The sequence below is a fragment of the Agromyces solani genome, from assembly GCF_058349925.1.
This window is the reverse complement of record NZ_JBYRER010000001.1, coordinates 190,088-206,599: the sequence shown is the minus strand read 5'-3', so window position 1 is coordinate 206,599 and position 16,512 is coordinate 190,088. Positions and strand designations below refer to the sequence as shown.

The window sequence follows — 16,512 nt, the reverse complement described above, 5'->3', positions numbered from 1 at the left end:
CCGGCGCGCGGCTCAGCGCGCGACGACCTCGTAGCCGGCCTCCTCGACGGCGGCGGCGACCGCGGCGTCGGCGAGCGGCGCGGTGCTGCGCACGGTGACGGTCGAGACGCCGCCCGCGACGAGCGCGACCTCTACCGCCTCGACGCCCTCGATGCCGGCGAGCTCGGCGCTGACGTGGTTGACGCAGTTGCCGCAGGTCATGCCGGCGACGGCGTAATCGGCGCTCACGAGTCCGTCGAACTCGGCCGTTGCGGTCGACACGGTCGTCGCGTCGGGGATCGCGCAGCACGAACACGACGCATCCGCTGCCTCACCGGTCAGCTGGAGCTCGGTGGCGCCCTCGGGCACGGTCATGGCGGCCTGGCTGTGGGTCATGTCGGTCATCCTCTCCTCGTCTTTAGAACTATACCCCGGTTGGGTATGTCTCGCAAGCGACCGAGCGCCTCTGCCAACATGAACGAAGAATCTCGAAGATTTTCCACCGCCGTGTCGATCCGGTGCCCACCCTGTTCGACGCATGGGTGAGGCGGGCACTTCGGCCAGTCCTCGACACCGATCCGAACAAGGAGAACACCGTGAAGTACATGCTGATCATGCGATCGAACGACGCCGCCGTCGAGGCCTACGAGCAGCTCGACTTCAACGAGGTCATCGCCGCGATGGGCGCCTACAACGAGTCGCTCATCAAGGCCGGCGTGCTGCTCGCCGGCGAAGGCCTGACCGACGCCAAGGAGGGCTTCGTCGTCGACTTCGACTCGACCCCGCCCGTCGTCACCGACGGCCCCTACGGCGAGACGAAGGAGCTCTTCAACGGCTTCTGGATCATCCAGGCCTCGAGCCCCGAAGAGGCCGCCGAATGGGCCAAGCGCTGCCCGCTCGGGCCGGGCGCGAAGCTCGAGGTGCGTCGCGTGACCGAGCTCGAGGACTTCCCGCAGGACAACGAGTGGATCCAGAAGGAGGCCGGCTGGCGCGCAGAGGCCGAGGGCCGGCTGGGCACGGCGGGTGCGTGACCGCGTCATGAGCGAGACGGATGCCTCGGGCTCGGCCGGCTCGGCGCACGCCGACGCCGACCGGGCCCGGCATTCCGGCGCCGGCGCGGCCGGTCCCGCCGAAGCCGGCGCGGCCGGTCCCGCCGAAGCCGACCGCGCCCGGCGGGCGGTCGCCGCGGTCTGGCGCATCGAGTCGGCCCGCATCGTCGCGACCCTCGCCCGCTTCACGGGTGACGTCGGCCAGGCCGAGGACCTGGCGCAGGAGGCGCTCGTCGAGGCGCTGAGGCAGTGGCCCGACGAGGGCGTTCCGCGCAACCCCGGCGCGTGGCTCACGGCGGTCGCGAAGCGGCGGGCCATCGACGGATGGCGCCGGCGCGAACGGCTCGACGAGCGCTACGCCGCGATGGCCCGCGACCTCGAGCAGCGGGGCGGCGAGGCATCCGACACCTTCTGGGACCCGGACACGATCGACGACGACGTGCTGCGCCTCGTGTTCGTCTCGTGCCACCCCGTGCTCTCGCGCGAGGCGCAGATCGCGCTGACGCTGCGCATCGTCGGCGGCCTCTCGAGCGAGGAGATCGCGCGCGCGTTCCTCGTGCCGACCGCGACGATCCAGCAGCGCATCGTGCGGGCGAAGAAGACGCTCGCGGCCGCGAACGTGCCGTTCGCGGTGCCCGAGCCTGCCGAGTACCCCGAGCGGCTCGCGTCGGTGCTGCACGTGCTCTACCTGATCTTCAACGAGGGCTACCTGCCCGCGTCGGGCGAGGAATGGCTGCGACCGGACGTCTCGGCCGAGGCCCTGCGGCTCGCCCGCATCGTGGCCGGGCTCATGCCCCGCGAGCCCGAGGCCCAGTCGCTCGTCGCGCTCATGGAGTTCACCGCCGCCCGCTTCCCGGCGCGCACCGCGCGCGACGGAAGCGCGATCCCGCTCGACAAGCAGGACCGCGCGCGCTGGGACCGCGCGCAGATCGCCCGCGGGCGGGCCGCACTCGACCGGGCCGATCGGATCGGCCGCGGGCGCGGCGCCTACGGCCTGCAGGCCGCGATCGCCGGCTGCCACGCGGTGGCCCCCTCGGCCGAGGAGACCGACTGGGCGCAGATCGTCGTGCTCTACGAGGCGCTCGGCCGCATCGCGCCCTCCCCCGTGGTCGACCTCAACCGCGCCGCCGCGATCGCGATGGCGACGGGTCCCGCGTCGGCGCTGCGGGTCGTCGACGAGCTCGTCGCGAACGGCCGGCTCGCCGGCTACCCGCCGCTGCCCGCGGTGCGCGGCGAGCTGCTCGCCCGGCTCGGTCGCACCGTCGAGGCGCGCGCTGAGCTCGAGACCGCCGCCCGGCTCACGGGCAACGAGCGCGAGCGCGACGCGCTGCTCGCGCGCATCGCGGAGCTCGGCGAACCTTCTCCGCCGGTCGAGCGGTGGGTTGAGTAGGCGCGAAGCGCCGTATCGAAACCCAGCGCCCGACGGAGGAGGACGCGTATCGAGACCAGCCGTCCGCCGAGCTCGATCAGGCGGTGGTCTCGACGGAGCGTTCGGGCGCTGCGCCTTCACCCGCCGCCTTCGCCGCCTTCTTCGCACGCCGGCGCTCGCGCCCGCCCTCGACGAGGTCGTAGAGCACGGGCAGCACGACGAGCGTGAGCAGCGTCGACGAGAGCAGGCCGCCGATGACGACGATCGCGAGCGGCTGCGAGATGAACCCGCCGTGCCCGGTGATGCCGAGCGCCATCGGCAGCAGCGCGAAGATCGTGGCGAGCGCGGTCATGAGGATCGGCCGCAGACGACGCGAGGCGCCGTGCACGAGCGCATCGCGAACGTGCATGCCGCGGTCGCGGTACTGGTTGACGAGGTCGACGAGCACGATCGCGTTCGTCACGACGATGCCGACGAGCATGAGCACGCCGACGAGCGAGGCGACGCCGAGCGGGATGCCGGTGATCACCTGCAGGGCGATCGCACCCGTCGCGGCGAAGGGCACCGAGACGAGCAGCAGCAGCGGCTGCAGCAGCGAGCGGAACGTCGCCACCATGACGATGTAGACGATCAGGATCGCCGCGAGCAGGGCGAGGCCGAGCTGCGAGAACGACTCCTGCTGGTCGGCGGTGACCCCGCCGAGCGAGGCCGTCGTGCCCTCGGGCAGGTCGACGGTGTTCACCGCGGCCTGCACCTCGCCCGACGCCGTGCCGAGGTCGTCGCCCGCCGGCGTGGCCGCCACGGTCGCGCTGCGCAGCCCCTGCACCGTCGTGACCGAGGCCGGTCCGTCGACCTGCTCGACGGTCGCGAGCGTGTCGAGGCGCACGACGCCGCTCGGCGTCGGCACCTCGACCGCCGACAGCTCCTCGACCGTGACCGGCGGGTTCTCGGTCGCGAGGTAGATCGTGAGGGTCTTCTCGTCGATCACGACCGAACCGGCGCTCTGCGGCTGCATGGCGCTCGACACGAAGCCGCCGAGCGCGACCTCCGAGTAGCCCGCCGCCGCGGCATCCGCCCGGTCCACCTCGACCGCCACGTAGGGGCGCGATTCCGACAGGTTCGACGTGACCTGCGAGACCGAGTCGACGCCGTCGAGCTCGTCGACGACCGCGTCGGTCGCGGCCTGCAGGTCCTCCGCGTTCGAAGCCGTGATGTCGACCTCGATGTCGTTCGAGGCGCCGAAGCCGCTCGACGCGGCGAGCGAGACCTCGCCGACCTGGTCGGCGTCGAGCCCGTCGAGCTCGTCGCGCACCTCGGCCTGGAGGGCGTCCTGGTCGGCGCCGTCGTCGGTCGTGACCGAGTACGTCACGGTCGCACCGCCGCCGCCGAAGGCCGCCGCGAGCGGGTTCGAGCCGGTGCCGATCGAGGTCTGCACCGTCTCGACGCCCTCGGTGTCGCGCAGCACTTGCTCGACGGGCTTCGAGGCCTCGTCCATCGCGTCGAGGCTCGTGCCGACCGGCAGCTCCTGGGTGACGCGGAAGGTGTTCTGCCCCGACGACCCGAGGAAGTTGGTCTTCATGAGCGGCGTCATCGCGACGGTGCCGGCGAGCACGAGCACGGCGATGATGATCGTGACGACGCCGTGCTTGAGCGTCCACGCGATGATCGGCAGGTAGCCGCGCTGCAGTCGCGACGGGTGCTCGAGCTCGTCGACGACGGGGTGGGCCACCGACGGGGATGCCTCGGCGGGAGCCACCGCGGTCGCCGTCGCGCCCGCCGGGCGAGACACGGGCAGACCCGTGGCGCCGCTCTCGTCGCGCAGCTCGGGCGCGAGCCACACGTCGTCGACGAATGCGGCGGCGGCCTCCTCGGCCTCGAGCTCGGCCTCGTCGGCCGCGAGCTCGGCCGGGGTCTCGTCGGCCTTCGCCGGCTTGTGCAGCTTCGCGGGCTTCAGGAACCAGTACGCGAGCACCGGCACGATCGTGAGCGAGACGAGCAGCGACGCGAGCAGCGCGATCGTGACGGTCAGCGAGAAGGGCCGGAACAACTCGCCGGTCACGCCCTCGACGAGCGCGATCGGCAGGAACACGGCGACCGTCGTGATCGTCGACGCGGTGATCGCGCCGGCGACCTCGCGGACGGCGCGCACGATGGTCGACGCCTTGTCGGTGCCTTCGACGAGGTGCCGCTTGATGTTCTCGATGACGACGATGGAGTCGTCGACGACGCGTCCGATGGCGATCGTGAGCGCGCCGAGCGTGAGGATGTTGAGCGTGTAGCCGGCGACCTGCAGGCCGATGAACGTGATGAGCACCGAGGTCGGGATCGAGATCGCGGTGACGAGGGTCGCCCGAACCGACATGAGGAAGACCAGGATCACGATCACGGCGAACGCGAGGCCGAGCATGCCCTCGGTCGCGAGCGACTCGATCGACTGCTCGATGTACGGCGCCTGGTCGAAGACGACGGTGAAGGTCGCGCCGGGGTTCGTCGTGTCGAGCGAGGCCTCGAGGTCGGGCAGCAGCGCCGTCACCGCGTTCGACACCTCGACGGTGTTCGCGGCGGGGAGCTTCGTGACCGAGATGGTGAGGGCGGGTTCGCCGTTCACGCGCGAGATGCTCGTCACGGGGTTGTCGGTGAGCGCGACGGTCGCGACATCCTCGATGGTCGCCGAGACGGGCACGCGCACGACGGCCGCCGCCTCGGTGCCGTCGGTCGGCGTCTCGTCGCCCTCGACGGGCGGCGTCGTCGTTCCGTCGTCGAACCCGGACTCGGGCTCGACGGGGACCTGCACCTCGGTCGCGCCCAGCACGGGCAGCGCGGCGATCTCGTCGACGCCGCCGATGCGGGTGCCGGTCTGCACCGCGTACGTCGAGTCGCCCTCGGTGATCGTGCCGGCCGGCACGAGCAGGCCGTTCTGGGCGAGCGCGTCGCGGATCGCCTGCTGGGTGATGCCGTAGGCCGCGAGCTGCTCGGGGTCGGGCGTGATGGTCACCCGCTGGCCGATCTCGCCGACGAGGGTCGCATCGCGGACGCCGTCGACGTCGGTGATCTCGCTGAGCGTGGTGCGCTCGATCTCGTCGGAGAGCGCGCTCACGTCGTCGACGCCGGTGACCGCGATCTGCAGCACGGGGAAGTCGTCGAGCGAGAGGGCGATGACCTGCGGGTCGACGTCGTCGGGCAGCTGGTTCTGGATCCGGTTGACGGCCGAGAGCAGCTTCTGCTCGGCGAAGGCGAGGTCGGTGCCGTACGTGAAGCTCGCCGTCACCCGGCTGAGCCCGGTCGAACTCGTGGTCGAGGTCGACTCGAGTCCGGTGATGCCCTGGATGGCCGTCTCGATCGGCGTCGACACGTCGGTGTTCACGATGTCGGGCGAGGCGCCCGGGTAGCTCGTGACGATCGAGAGCTGCGGGAACTCGATCGAAGGCGCGAGCTCCTGCTTGAGGCTCGTGAGCGAGATGCCGCCGAAGATCGCGACCACGATCGTGACGAGCGCGATGAGCGCGCGGTTCTTCATGCTGAGCGCGGCGAGCAGGTGCATTGCTCGATTCTCGCAGGCGCATGCGACGGGAATGTCACCGGGTGCCGAATTCTCGGTGCGCGGTTGACCCCCGTTCGGGGGTGGTCGGGGTCCCGGCGTTCCGGCTAGGGTTTGGCTCAACGTGTGAGGTGGGGGCATGGTCACAGCCGAGGCGACACGGCAGCTGCCGTCGCTTCGCCGTGCGCTGATCCGCTACGGCGGCCTCGGCCTGCTCCTCTCGGCCGTGTGGCTCGCGTTGACGCTCTTCTCGAGCGCGTCCGACGCCTCGGCCGAGGAGTCCGAGCCGAGCGGGCTGCTCGGCGACGTGACCTCGCTCGTGGGCGGCCTGACCGGCACGACCGGTGCGGTGGGCGACACGCTCGGCGACGTCGTCGACACCGTCGTCGAGCCCGTGAACACGCTCGTCGATCCTGTCGTCGAGGTCGCACCCGACCCCGTCGCGGACGTGGTGGAGACCACCGTTCCGACGGTCGTCGACACCGTCACCGACACCACGAATGACGTGGTCAGCACCGGAAACGGCACCGTCGGGTCGGTCGTGAACGAGGTCACCGGCACCGTCACCGAAGTCGCCGGCGGCGACACCGTCGGCTCGATCACGAGCCCGGTGACGGGCGCGGTCGACGAGCTCGTCGGCTCGCTGCCGATCGTCGGCGGAGTGCTCGGCGACGACACGGTCGGCGGCATCGTCGACCCCGTGGTCGGCACCGTCGACGACGCCCTCGGCACCGTCGTCGGCACGCCCGGCGACCTCCCGACCGGCGGCAGCGGCGTGCTGCCCGAGATCCCCACGATCCCCGTGCTCCCGGGCGACGGCGGCACCGACGGTCCCGGTCTCCCGGGCGTTCCCGGCGGCGAGCTGCCCCTGATCCCGGCCCTCCCCGTCGAGCCGGTCGCCCCGGTCGTATCCGCCTCGGGCGGCTCTTCGAGCTCCGGCGGCTCATCGGGCTCCGGCGCCTCGGCATGGTTCTCCGAGACACTCGCCGCCGCGGGCGCCGTGCTTCCCGCCGACGGCTGGGCGCCGCCGGGCGGTCATGCGCCCGCAGTCTCGCCGCCCGCCGGCGGTTCCGGCGGTGCGGGTGCCGCTTCGGGCGCGGCGGGCTCGACCTCCGGCGGAGCCGCGAGCGTCGCCGACACGGCGTTCGCCGCCCTCGAACTCGACGCGCTCGCGTCACTCGTGCTCAACTCGGTCGACGACGAGCTGCCGTCGTCGCCGGTCTACGACACCGACTCCACCCCTGACTGACCGGGGGCCGGTCCGCTCGCACGCGCCTGCGTGCACCCGCGGACACGGTCATCGCTCCCTGCCCGGGAGCGACATTTCCCATCAGTCAGGAGGACTGGATCATGAAGAGATTTGCTCTGAGGGCGCTGTACGCGACCCTCTTCGCCGGGGGGCTCACGCTCCTCGGGGCCGGCGTCGCCCACGCCGAGACGAACGGCGACGACGGCATCGCATCGGGGACCCAGGCCGGGATCTCGATCGACCTCCCCGTGACGATCGGCGGCAACGCGATCTCACTCATCGGCGACTCGTCGTCATCGGATGCCACGACGGAGGTCTCGACGGATGACGCCGAGCCCGTCGCCGTCACCTCGGGCGACGACGGCATCGGCTCGGGCAGCCAGGCGCTCATCGACGTCGACATCCCGGTGACCGTGAGCGGCAACGCCGTCTCGGTCGTCGGCGACTCCTCGTCGGAGGACGCGACCACCGCAGTCGCGACCGACGACGGAGCGGGCGACGCGGGCACCGCGGAGACGAGCGGCGACGACTCGCTGCTCGGCGGCACCCAGGGACTCGTGGACGTCGACGTGCCCGTCACGGTCGGCGGCAACGCGATCTCGGTCATCGGCGACTCCTCGTCGGAGGACGCGACCACCGCTGTCGCGACCGATGTCGCGGAGGCCGACGCCGGCTCGGGCGATGCGACCACGTCGGGCGATGACAGCCTGCTCGGCGGCACCCAGATCCTCGGCGACCTCGACCTGCCGATCACGATCGGCGGCAACGCGGTCTCGGTCATCGGCGACTCGTCGTCGAGCGATGCCGTGACCGAAGTGGCCACGGGCGGCGCTGGCTCGGCCGATGCGACCACGTCGGGCGAGGACAGCCTGCTCGGCGGCACCCAGATCCTCGGCGACCTCGACCTGCCGATCACGATCGGCGGCAACGCCGTCTCGGTCATCGGCGACTCCTCGTCGTCGGACGCGACCACCGCGGTGCTGACGGGGGGCGCCGGCTCGGGCGACGCGACCACGTCCGGGGAGGACTCGATCCTCGGCGGCACGCAGGTGCTGCCGTCGCTCGTCGCACCGATCACGATCGGCGGCAACGCGATCTCGGTCATCGGCGACTCGACGTCGAACGATGCCGAGACGGTCGTACTGCCGGGAACCGGGGGCGGTTCTGCCTCGACGGGTGGTGACGGCAGCCTGCTCGGGGGAACACAGCTGCTGCCCGGCCTGTCGCTTCCCATCACGATCGGCGGCAACGCGATCTCGGTGATCGGCGACAGCGAGACGGACGGGTCGACGACCATCGTCGACCCGGCGGATCCCACGGACCCGACGGACCCGACGGACCCGACGGACCCGACGGACCCGACCGACCCGACCGACCCGACCGACCCGACCGACCCGACCGACCCGACGGACCCGACGGACCCGACGGACCCGACCGACCCGACGGAGCCCGGTGACGGTTCGGACGGCGGCCCGGACGGCTCGACGCCCGCGTCCGACGGTGACGCGGTGATCGCTGCCGGCGACGACGCACTCGCGTCGACCGGCGTCGACGCCTCGGGCCTCGGCCTCGCGGCGCTCGCGCTCGTGGCCGGCCTCGTGCTCGTCGGTCTGCGTCGGTTCACCCTGCGGCGGTCGGTGCACCGCCGCTGACGGGTCATCCCGGCGCCGCCCTGCCGGCGCCGGGGCCGACCGGCCCAGCGGGTCGTGCCGGTCGACAGGCTCCGTGCCGCAGACCCGTGCGGCACGGCCGGCCGCGCTGTCCATGGCGCGGCCGGGTCGGGGCGGCGTGTGTTCGCTGCGCACGCCGCCCCGCACCCTCATGGACGCACGAAGGGAACTCATCGGGGGAAAGCGATGAACACGACGGCGGCCCGAGCCGTGAGGCCCGGGCCGCCGTCACCCGCGCGATGCGGGTCGGAGTGATGCCGGTCAGAACACGTCGGACGCGGCACCCAGACGGAGGAACACGGTCTCGCCCGTGGCATCCTTCAGGCCGTCGTTGTCGGTGACGGCGTAGACCTGGCCGTCCGCGCCGATCGTGAGGCCCTCGAGCTTCTCCTGGGTCCAGCCGTTGCCGGAGCGCAGCGCGGGCAGCACGTCCACGGCGACCGACTTCTCGAGCACGGGCAGCGCGCCCGGCGCACCGACGCCCGTCACACCCGTGGCGCCGCCGACCTCGACCGTGGTGACGCGCTTGACCGCAGCTGCCGGGCCGTTGAGCTTGTCGCGCTCGATGACGGCGAGCGTGTCGCCGTCGACGGCTGTGATCTCCGACAGGCCGAGCCAGTCGCCGGCGGCCGAGGTCTGCTCGAGTCGGTAGCCGAACCACGTCCACGTCTTCGTCGCCGTGTCGTACCGGCCGATGCGCGTGACCCCCTCGCCGTCGATCGGTCCGGCCGCGCCGGCGGGGTCGGTCCACAACGGGCGCTGCAGCGCAGCCCAGACGATCTCGGCGCCCGAGGCGTCGGTCATGGCGGTGACGCCCTCGAAGCCCCACTTGCCGACGTGCGCGGCGATGTCGGCCGGCAGCGCGACCGTCTCGACGATCGCACCCGACGCGTCGGTGCGCACGAGCGAGTTCGCGGCGCCCGTCGCGCCCTCGTTCGCGAGCCAGAATCCGCCCTGCGGGCGCGCGAAGACGCCCTCGACGTCGAGCGCCTGCGCGGCGCCGCCCTTCGTCACGACGAGCCGGTCGGTGATGCGCGCGGGTTCGGCCGCGACATCCACGGCGAAGATCGTCGAGGGGTTCAGCGCGTTGTCGCTCGCCGCGTAGATCGCCGACGCGTCGCCGGGCTTGGCCGACAGCGCGCCGAGCGCGAGCCAGCCGATCGCCCGCCCGTTCGCGTCGTCGTCGCTCACGATCGACGGCTGCGCCGCCGCCTCGTCGCCGAGCCGGTACACGTTGACGCTCGCGCGCACCGAGACGGACGCATCGTCGGTCTCGCTCGACACGACGAGCAGGTCGCGCGACGGCACGGGCAGGATGCCCTCGGGGCCGTTCGTCGAGAACAGGGTCTGCACGAAGCGCGGCGAGGCGGGGTCGGCGAGGTCGTAGACGGCGACGAAGTTCGAACGCTCGCTCGCGACGAACGCGTACCGGGTGCCGCCGATCGTCGCGATCGCGAGTCCCTCGGGCTCGGGGCCCTTCTTGCCGGCGCGGTCGTCGTTGTAGAGGCCGCGCGAGATCGCGAGCTGTTCGAACGAGGCGCCCGCGTCCCAGACGACCTCGCCCGTGCGCACGTCGAAGACCGACCAACCGCGGGTGCCGCCGCGCAGGTCGCCCTCGTTCGCGGTCGCGACGTGGCGGTCGTCGACCCACGCGATGGAGTCGGGCTCGCGCGGGACGTCGGTGATCGCGCCGGTCGCGTCGATCTTCTTGTCCTTCTTGACGTCGAAGCCCGAAGCGGTCACGGTACCGGCCGAGAACGCCCCGGTGACCCGGCGCTTCGCGACGTCGACGAGCGCGACGGCGTTGTTCTCCTGCAGGGTGACGGCGAGCTCGCCCGACGGCGAGAACGCGACGTACTCGGGCTCGGGGTCGGTCGGGGCGTACACCCCGGCCGCGGCGAAGGCGGCCGACGCCCACTTGTCGTCGAAGTGCACGGGCTGCGCCTTCCAGCTCGAGGGCTTGGCCGGCGTGAGCTTCACGGTCTGCACGAATCCGCCCGGCGCCTGCGGGAGTCCGCCCTCGACGCCGTCGACCTCGAGGTCCTCGTCGCGCTGGTTCTCGATCGCGATCGCGGCGGTCTTGCGGTCGGGCGAGATCGAGATCGAGTCGGGCTGGCCGCCGAGGTCGATCGAGGCGAGCCGCTCGCGGGTCGACAGGTCGAGCACGTCGAGCCGGCCGCGCGGGTTCGGGAAGTCGCCGCCGGTCTCGTCGATCACGACGAGCACGCGGTCGCCGACGATCGCGACCGAGGTGGGCTGGTCGTCGGCATGGCCGAGCTCGGCGAGCTCGACGGTGCCGGTGCCGACGGGCTGCTCGGGGTCGGTGATGTCGAGGAACCCGATGCGCTTGCCGAGCGCGTCGGTGTAGACGACCGTGCGGCCGTCCTCGGAGACCGCCGAGATCTCGGCGACGGTCGCGGCGGCGGGGTCGACGCCGGCCGGGGCGTTCTGGAAGACGGGGTAGGTCGCGGTGCGCGAGAACGCGGGACCGCTGGTCTCGGTGCGGTCGGCCTCGGAGGTGGAGGCTGCGGCGACGGCCGGTGCGGCGAGCGCGCACCCGGCGATGACGGATGCCACGGCGAATGCGGCGAGGGAGAGCGGGCGGCGTGCGGGCATGGGTGCTCCTGGGGTCGGGTATGCGATCGCGCCCAGAGTCCCGCCGGCGCCTGTCGACGCGGTTCCGCACCGGTGACGCGCTCGTGACCGGCGGGTGAACCCCCGGTGCCCGTTCGTGGTTCACGGGCGGAGCGGCGTGTCGCCCCGGCGCATGCGGCGGAACCGGGGGCGACGCGCCTCCGTACCCGAATCGCGCACGAATGAACGGCTAGACGACGGCCGGCAGGAGCCCCGCGTCGGCGGCGGCGAGGCCCGGCATCGATTCCCAGGCGCGTCGCAGCGCGAGCACGGCGGCCTCGGTCTCGGCCGCGGACTGGCAGATCGGCACCCGCAGGAATCGCTCGAACGCCCCGTCGATGCCGAAACGGGGACCCGCCGCGATGAGCAGGCCGTGCGTGCGCGCGGCGAGCGCGAGCTGCGAGCTGACGGGGGCTCCGAGGCCGATCCACGTGGCGATGCCGCCGTCGATGTGCGGCACGTGCCAGTCGGGGAACGCCTCGGCGACGAGCGCCTCCACGAGATCGCGGCCCGCCCGGAGCTCGGCCCGTCGCAGCTCGAGGATCTCGTCCATCCGCCCGAGCAGCCGCGTCGCCATGATCTGCTCGAGGATCGGCGTGCCGAGGTCGCCCGGCAGGCGGGCGGCGAGCAGCCGACGGATGAGCGCGGGCTCGCCGCGGATCCAGCCGATGCGCATGCCGCCCCAGACCGTCTTGCCGAGCGACCCGATGAGCACGGCCGTGCCGACGGGCCCGTACGCGGCGAGCGGCAGCGGTGCGTGGTCGCGGTCGATGTCGAGCTCGGCGGTGGTCTCGTCGGCGATCACGACGGTGCCCTGGCGGGCGGCGACGTCGAGCAGGCGGGTCCGCGCGCCGGCGTCGAGGCTGCGGCCGGTCGGATTCTGGAAGTCGGGCATGAGGTACGCCGTCGACGGGTTGGTGCGGGCGAATGCGCGCTCGAGCGCTTCGACCTCGTCGGCGCCGTCGGCCTCGTCGCGCGGCGCGACCGGCACGGGGACGAGCCGGGCCCCGGCGAGCTGCAGCGCCTCGTACGCGTGCGGGTACGTCGGCGCCTCGATCACGGCGCGGTCGCCGCGGCCGACGAGCACGCGCGCGAGCAGGCCGATCGCGTGCTGCGCCCCGATCGTCACCATGATCTGCGCGGGCGAGGTCGGCAGTCCCCGGGCGGCGTACCGGTCGGCGATGGCCTGCCGCAGGGCGGGCATGCCGATCGGGTCGAACCCCGAGTCGCCGAGGTGGGCGGGCAGTTCGTCGGCCGCGTCGCGGGCCACGTCGGCGAGCCACGGCAGCGCGGGCGGCGCGGCCTTCGACAGGTCGAGGTGCGTGGGCGCCGGGGGCACCGGCAGCACCGCGGGAGCACCGGGGATGCGGGCGACGCTGCCCGACCCGCGCAGGCTCCGCAGGAAGCCCTGCTCCCGGAGGTGCCGGTAGGCGGCGGTCACGGTGGTGCGGCTGAGGCCGAGCCGCTCGGCGAGCTCGCGCTCCGCCGGCAGCCGGGTGTCGACACTCACCCTGCCGTCGAGCACGAGCAGCCGCACCCGGTCGGCGAGCGCGAGGTAGGCGGCGCCGGGTACGCCGCCCCGCCAGTCTCCGAGGAGGTTCTGCAGGGCACGGGCACTCAGCGAGGCATCCGACATAATGCCACTTCAGACGAATTGGCTATAGATGTCAAGGCCAATCATCGAATTGGATGGATGCCATGGCCCGCCGCATCCCCCAACTCCTCATCGGACTCGTGCTCTACGGCATCGCCGACGCGATGATGATCCGCGCGGCCCTCGGCGTCGACCCGTGGACGGTGTTCGCGCAGGGCCTGTCGCAGGTCACGGGCATCGGCATCGGCTGGCTCACGAACATCATCGGCGCGCTCGTGCTGCTGCTCTGGATCCCGCTGCGCCAGAAGCCGGGCGCCGGCACCGTGCTCAACATCCTGCTGATCGGCCCGAGCATCGAGCTCGGCCTCTGGCTCATCCAGACCCCGCCGGAGCTGTGGCAGCGCATCCTGCTGTTCACGGGCGGCCTGCTGCTGCTCGCGGTCGCGAGCGGCCTCTACATCGGCAGCCGGTTCGGCCCGGGGCCGCGCGACGGCCTGATGACCGGTATCCACGCCCGCACGGGCTGGCCGATCTGGGTCGGGCGCACCATCGTCGAGGTGACCGTGCTCGCGGTCGGCTGGCTGCTCGGCGGCGACGTCGGCGTCGGCACCGTCGCGTTCGCGCTGCTGATCGGACCGCTCTGCGGCTTCACGCTGCCGTTCTTCCGGGTGCCCGAGCGGGCGCGGGCGCCCCGCGCCGACGCCGTCGGCACGGGCACCGCCGCGACCCCCGTTCCGGCCGCGGCGGAATAGACGGCTGCGGCCTCCGTGGCCGGGACACCTCGGAGGCCGCAGCGAATCCGCTAGAGCTCGCGCTCGGCGTAGGCCCGCAGCGCGTCGCGCACGAACTCGGCACCGGCCTGGCCGCCGTAGTTCACGCCGAAGCGCGGGTCGGCCACGTACATCTCGCCGAGGCCGATGACGTACGCCTTGACGTCGCCGCCGGGCACCGCCGCGGGCGTGCCGGGAATGCCGGTCAGCCACTCGACGTGGCGCTTCGCGAGCGCCTGCCCCTCGGGGCCGTCGGGCGCCGCGCCCGACTCCGCCGCCGCGATCCAGTCGCGGCCGAGCGCCTCGGCGCGGGCCTTCCACTCGCGCTGCCCGGCCTCGCCGAGGCCGCGCCACCAGCGATCGCCGCTCGCGTACGCCTCCTTGCCCCAGCGCTCCTCGACCTCCTCCTTGTACCGGGTGTGGTCGAAGCCGTCGAACATCTCGTCTGCCATGAGTCGTTCACCTCCTTCCAATGCCTCGATGGTCTTCTCGACCGACGCGATCTGCCGCGCCAGCCGGCCCTGCTCCTGCCGCAGCCACGCGAGGTGCGCACCGAGGGCGTGCGCCTCGTCGGCGTCGCCCTCCAGCACTTCGGCGATGGCCGGCAGCCCGAGCCCGAGCTCTCGGAGCAGCAGGATGCGCTGCAGCCGCACGAGCGCGCGCTGGTCGTAATGGCGGTAGCCGTTGCCGGCCACGCGGCTCGGCGCGAGCAACCCGATGTCGTCGTAGTGACGCAGCGTGCGGCTCGTCGTGCCGGCGAGCTTCGCGATCTCCTGGATCGACCAGTCCATGTCGCATACTCCTTCCACGTTCCGGTCTGTTGGTCGTGCACCGTGTCCGGCACGTGTTCCACGGTAGAACTTGACGTAACGTCAAGGTCAAGCGCAGAGCATTGCGTTTCTGAGAAACGCGATATATCGTGTTGGTCGTAAGTCGCGATATATCGCGATCTCCATGATTTTCAGAGCGGGATGCCGCGCGGCATCCCGCCCGCACCAGAAGGAGCACGACATGACGATCGAGAAGTGGGTCATCACCCCCGGTGAGTCGCGGGTCATCGACCTCGAGCTCGTCCGGAAGCTCAAGGTCAGCCTCATCGGCGGCAAGGTCGACCTCATCGCCCACGACGAGCCGGGCGCGCGCATCGAGGTCTCGAGCGTGACCGGCAAGGACCTGCTCGTCACGATCGACGGCGACGCGCTCGAGGTCGACCACCCGCAGCTTCGCTGGGACAACTTCATCGACGCCTTCAAGGGCTGGGCGAACAACGCGAAGGCCGAGGTGTCGATCCTCGCGCCGCGCACCGTCCTCCTGAAGCTCGGGGTCGTTTCGGGCGACGCGCTCGTCTCCGGCTTCGACGGCGACGCGAAGCTCAGCACCGTGTCGGGCGAGCTCGTCGTCGACGACCACGACGGCGACCTCGAGCTCTCGACCGTTTCGGGCGACCTCTCGGTCGGCAACCACTCGGGCCGGGTCACCGCGCATTCGGTGTCGGGCGACATCATCGCCACCGGCACGATCACGGTCTTCAACGCCGACACCGTCGCGGGCAACATGATCGTCGATGCGCACGGCACGCCAAGCCGCATCGATACGAACACCGTCTCCGGCGACCTCACCGTGCGGTTCGACGCCGGCGCCGGCGCGCGTTACCGCGTGAACACCGTCGGCGGCACCGTGCTCATCGACGACGTCACCATGAAGGGCGTGCTCGGCAAGGGCTTCGAGCGCGTGACGGGCGAACTCGCCGGGCGCTGGCTCGACTTCGGCGCCAACAGCGTCTCGGGGTCGATCTCTGTCATGCGACGCGAACCCGCCACTCGGGATGCCTCCGGCGGAGCCGACGGTGCCGCGAGCGACGCGAGTGCGGGCGACGGCGGCGACGCCGAGGCATCCCGCACCGAGGTCGGGGGCGCCGCGTGACCCCGCCCGTCTTCGCCCACGGCAGCCTGCGGCTCTACCTGCTGGCGCTCCTCGACGAGCGGCCGCGGCACGGGTACGAGCTCATCCAGGCGATGTCCGACCGGTTCGGCGGCACCTACTCCCCGAGTGCCGGCACGATCTACCCGCGCCTCTCGAAGCTCGAGGAGGAGGGGCTCGTCACGAAGACGAGCGACGGCCGCAAGTCGGTCTACGAGATCACCGATGCGGGCCGCGCCGAGCTCGAGGCCCGGCGCCCCGAGCTCGACGCGATCGAGGACGAAGTCACCGACTCGATCCGCCGTCTCGCCGACGGCGTGCGCGCCGAGGTCAACGACGCGATGCGCGCCCTGCGGGCCGAGCTCGCGAGCGCCGCCCGCGACGCCAAGCGATCGGCGAAGACCGCGGCGAAGGAGACCGCCGAGAGCGCCCGATCGGCGACCGTCGATGCCCAGGTGGAGTCGCGGCGGGCACTCCACGAGGCCGAGCTCGTGATCAGCGAGTTCCGCCGGCAGGTGCGCACCGATCTCCGCACCAGGGTGCAGACCGCCGACCTGCCCTCCGAGACGGTGACGCTCCTGAAGGCGCGGCTCGAGCAGGTGCGGGCCGACGTGCTCGCGACGCTCGACCGCTGACCGCGTTCGGCCGGCGTCCCCGTCCCTGCGCCTGTTCCGCGTTCCTCCCGTTCATCCGATTCCACGGGCTTCGGAGGAACGGGAGGAGATCGCGCGATGTCGGAG

General features: G+C 72.3%; 12 protein-coding genes. 7 read left to right on the top strand and 5 right to left on the bottom strand.

Features of this window, described 5'->3' with window-relative positions; genetic code table 11:
* Positions 1–12: 12 nt before the first annotated feature.
* On the bottom strand, positions 13–375 hold the full coding sequence (locus tag AC3RJ7_RS01040; protein WP_491454003.1) for a heavy-metal-associated domain-containing protein: 363 nt from the start codon (positions 373–375) through the stop codon (positions 13–15).
* 200 nt (positions 376–575) lie between these two features.
* On the opposite strand from AC3RJ7_RS01040, the gene AC3RJ7_RS01035 reads away from it, so the two are divergent.
* A complete protein-coding gene (locus AC3RJ7_RS01035) occupies positions 576–1,010 on the top strand; it encodes a YciI family protein (RefSeq protein ID WP_491426490.1) in 435 nt (144 codons plus the stop codon).
* Positions 1,003–2,418 (top strand): RNA polymerase sigma factor, encoded by a 1,416-nt coding sequence (locus tag AC3RJ7_RS01030; RefSeq protein ID WP_491454002.1) that lies wholly within the window; start codon positions 1,003–1,005, stop codon positions 2,416–2,418. Before AC3RJ7_RS01035 ends, AC3RJ7_RS01030 begins: the two co-directional genes overlap by 8 nt.
* 76 nt (positions 2,419–2,494) lie before the next feature.
* Here AC3RJ7_RS01030 and AC3RJ7_RS01025 read toward each other — a convergent pair whose 3' ends face one another.
* Complete coding sequence (locus AC3RJ7_RS01025; RefSeq protein ID WP_491454001.1) at positions 2,495–5,938, bottom strand: efflux RND transporter permease subunit; 3,444 nt, start codon at positions 5,936–5,938, stop codon at positions 2,495–2,497.
* A 136-nt stretch (positions 5,939–6,074) separates the two neighbouring features.
* Here AC3RJ7_RS01025 and AC3RJ7_RS01020 point away from each other — a divergent pair, with 136 nt between their 5' ends.
* A complete protein-coding gene (locus AC3RJ7_RS01020; protein ID WP_491454000.1) occupies positions 6,075–7,184 on the top strand; it encodes a hypothetical protein in 1,110 nt (369 codons plus the stop codon).
* Positions 7,185–7,285: 101 nt separating this feature from the next.
* Positions 7,286–8,836, top strand: coding sequence for a chaplin family protein (locus AC3RJ7_RS01015; protein WP_491453999.1), 1,551 nt, complete (start codon positions 7,286–7,288; stop codon positions 8,834–8,836).
* A gap of 279 nt (positions 8,837–9,115) precedes the next feature.
* On the opposite strand, the gene AC3RJ7_RS01010 is transcribed toward AC3RJ7_RS01015, so the two are convergent.
* Positions 9,116–11,470 (bottom strand): esterase-like activity of phytase family protein, encoded by a 2,355-nt coding sequence (locus AC3RJ7_RS01010; protein ID WP_491453998.1) that lies wholly within the window; start codon positions 11,468–11,470, stop codon positions 9,116–9,118.
* Positions 11,471–11,678: 208 nt separating this feature from the next.
* The gene (gene yczR, locus AC3RJ7_RS01005; protein ID WP_491453997.1) at positions 11,679–13,124 is read right to left on the bottom strand and encodes a MocR-like transcription factor YczR; all 1,446 of its coding nucleotides are present in this window, start codon (positions 13,122–13,124) and stop codon (positions 11,679–11,681) included.
* A gap of 62 nt (positions 13,125–13,186) precedes the next feature.
* On the opposite strand from yczR, the gene yczE reads away from it, so the two are divergent.
* Positions 13,187–13,834: a membrane protein YczE gene (yczE, locus tag AC3RJ7_RS01000; protein WP_491453996.1), complete on the top strand. Its 648-nt coding sequence runs from the start codon at positions 13,187–13,189 to the stop codon at positions 13,832–13,834.
* Between the two features lie 50 nt (positions 13,835–13,884).
* On the opposite strand, the gene AC3RJ7_RS00995 is transcribed toward yczE, so the two are convergent.
* Complete coding sequence (locus tag AC3RJ7_RS00995; protein ID WP_491453995.1) at positions 13,885–14,643, bottom strand: MerR family transcriptional regulator; 759 nt, start codon at positions 14,641–14,643, stop codon at positions 13,885–13,887.
* Between the two features lie 220 nt (positions 14,644–14,863).
* On the opposite strand from AC3RJ7_RS00995, the gene AC3RJ7_RS00990 reads away from it, so the two are divergent.
* Together AC3RJ7_RS00990 and AC3RJ7_RS00985 are read left to right on the top strand one after the other, a co-directional pair.
* Entirely contained in the window at positions 14,864–15,775 is a 912-nt protein-coding gene (locus tag AC3RJ7_RS00990) for a DUF4097 family beta strand repeat-containing protein (protein WP_491453994.1), read from the top strand.
* Entirely contained in the window at positions 15,772–16,407 is a 636-nt protein-coding gene (locus tag AC3RJ7_RS00985; RefSeq protein ID WP_491453993.1) for a PadR family transcriptional regulator, read from the top strand. The genes AC3RJ7_RS00990 and AC3RJ7_RS00985 overlap by 4 nt, the downstream gene beginning before the upstream one ends.
* Positions 16,408–16,512: the final 105 nt, after the last annotated feature.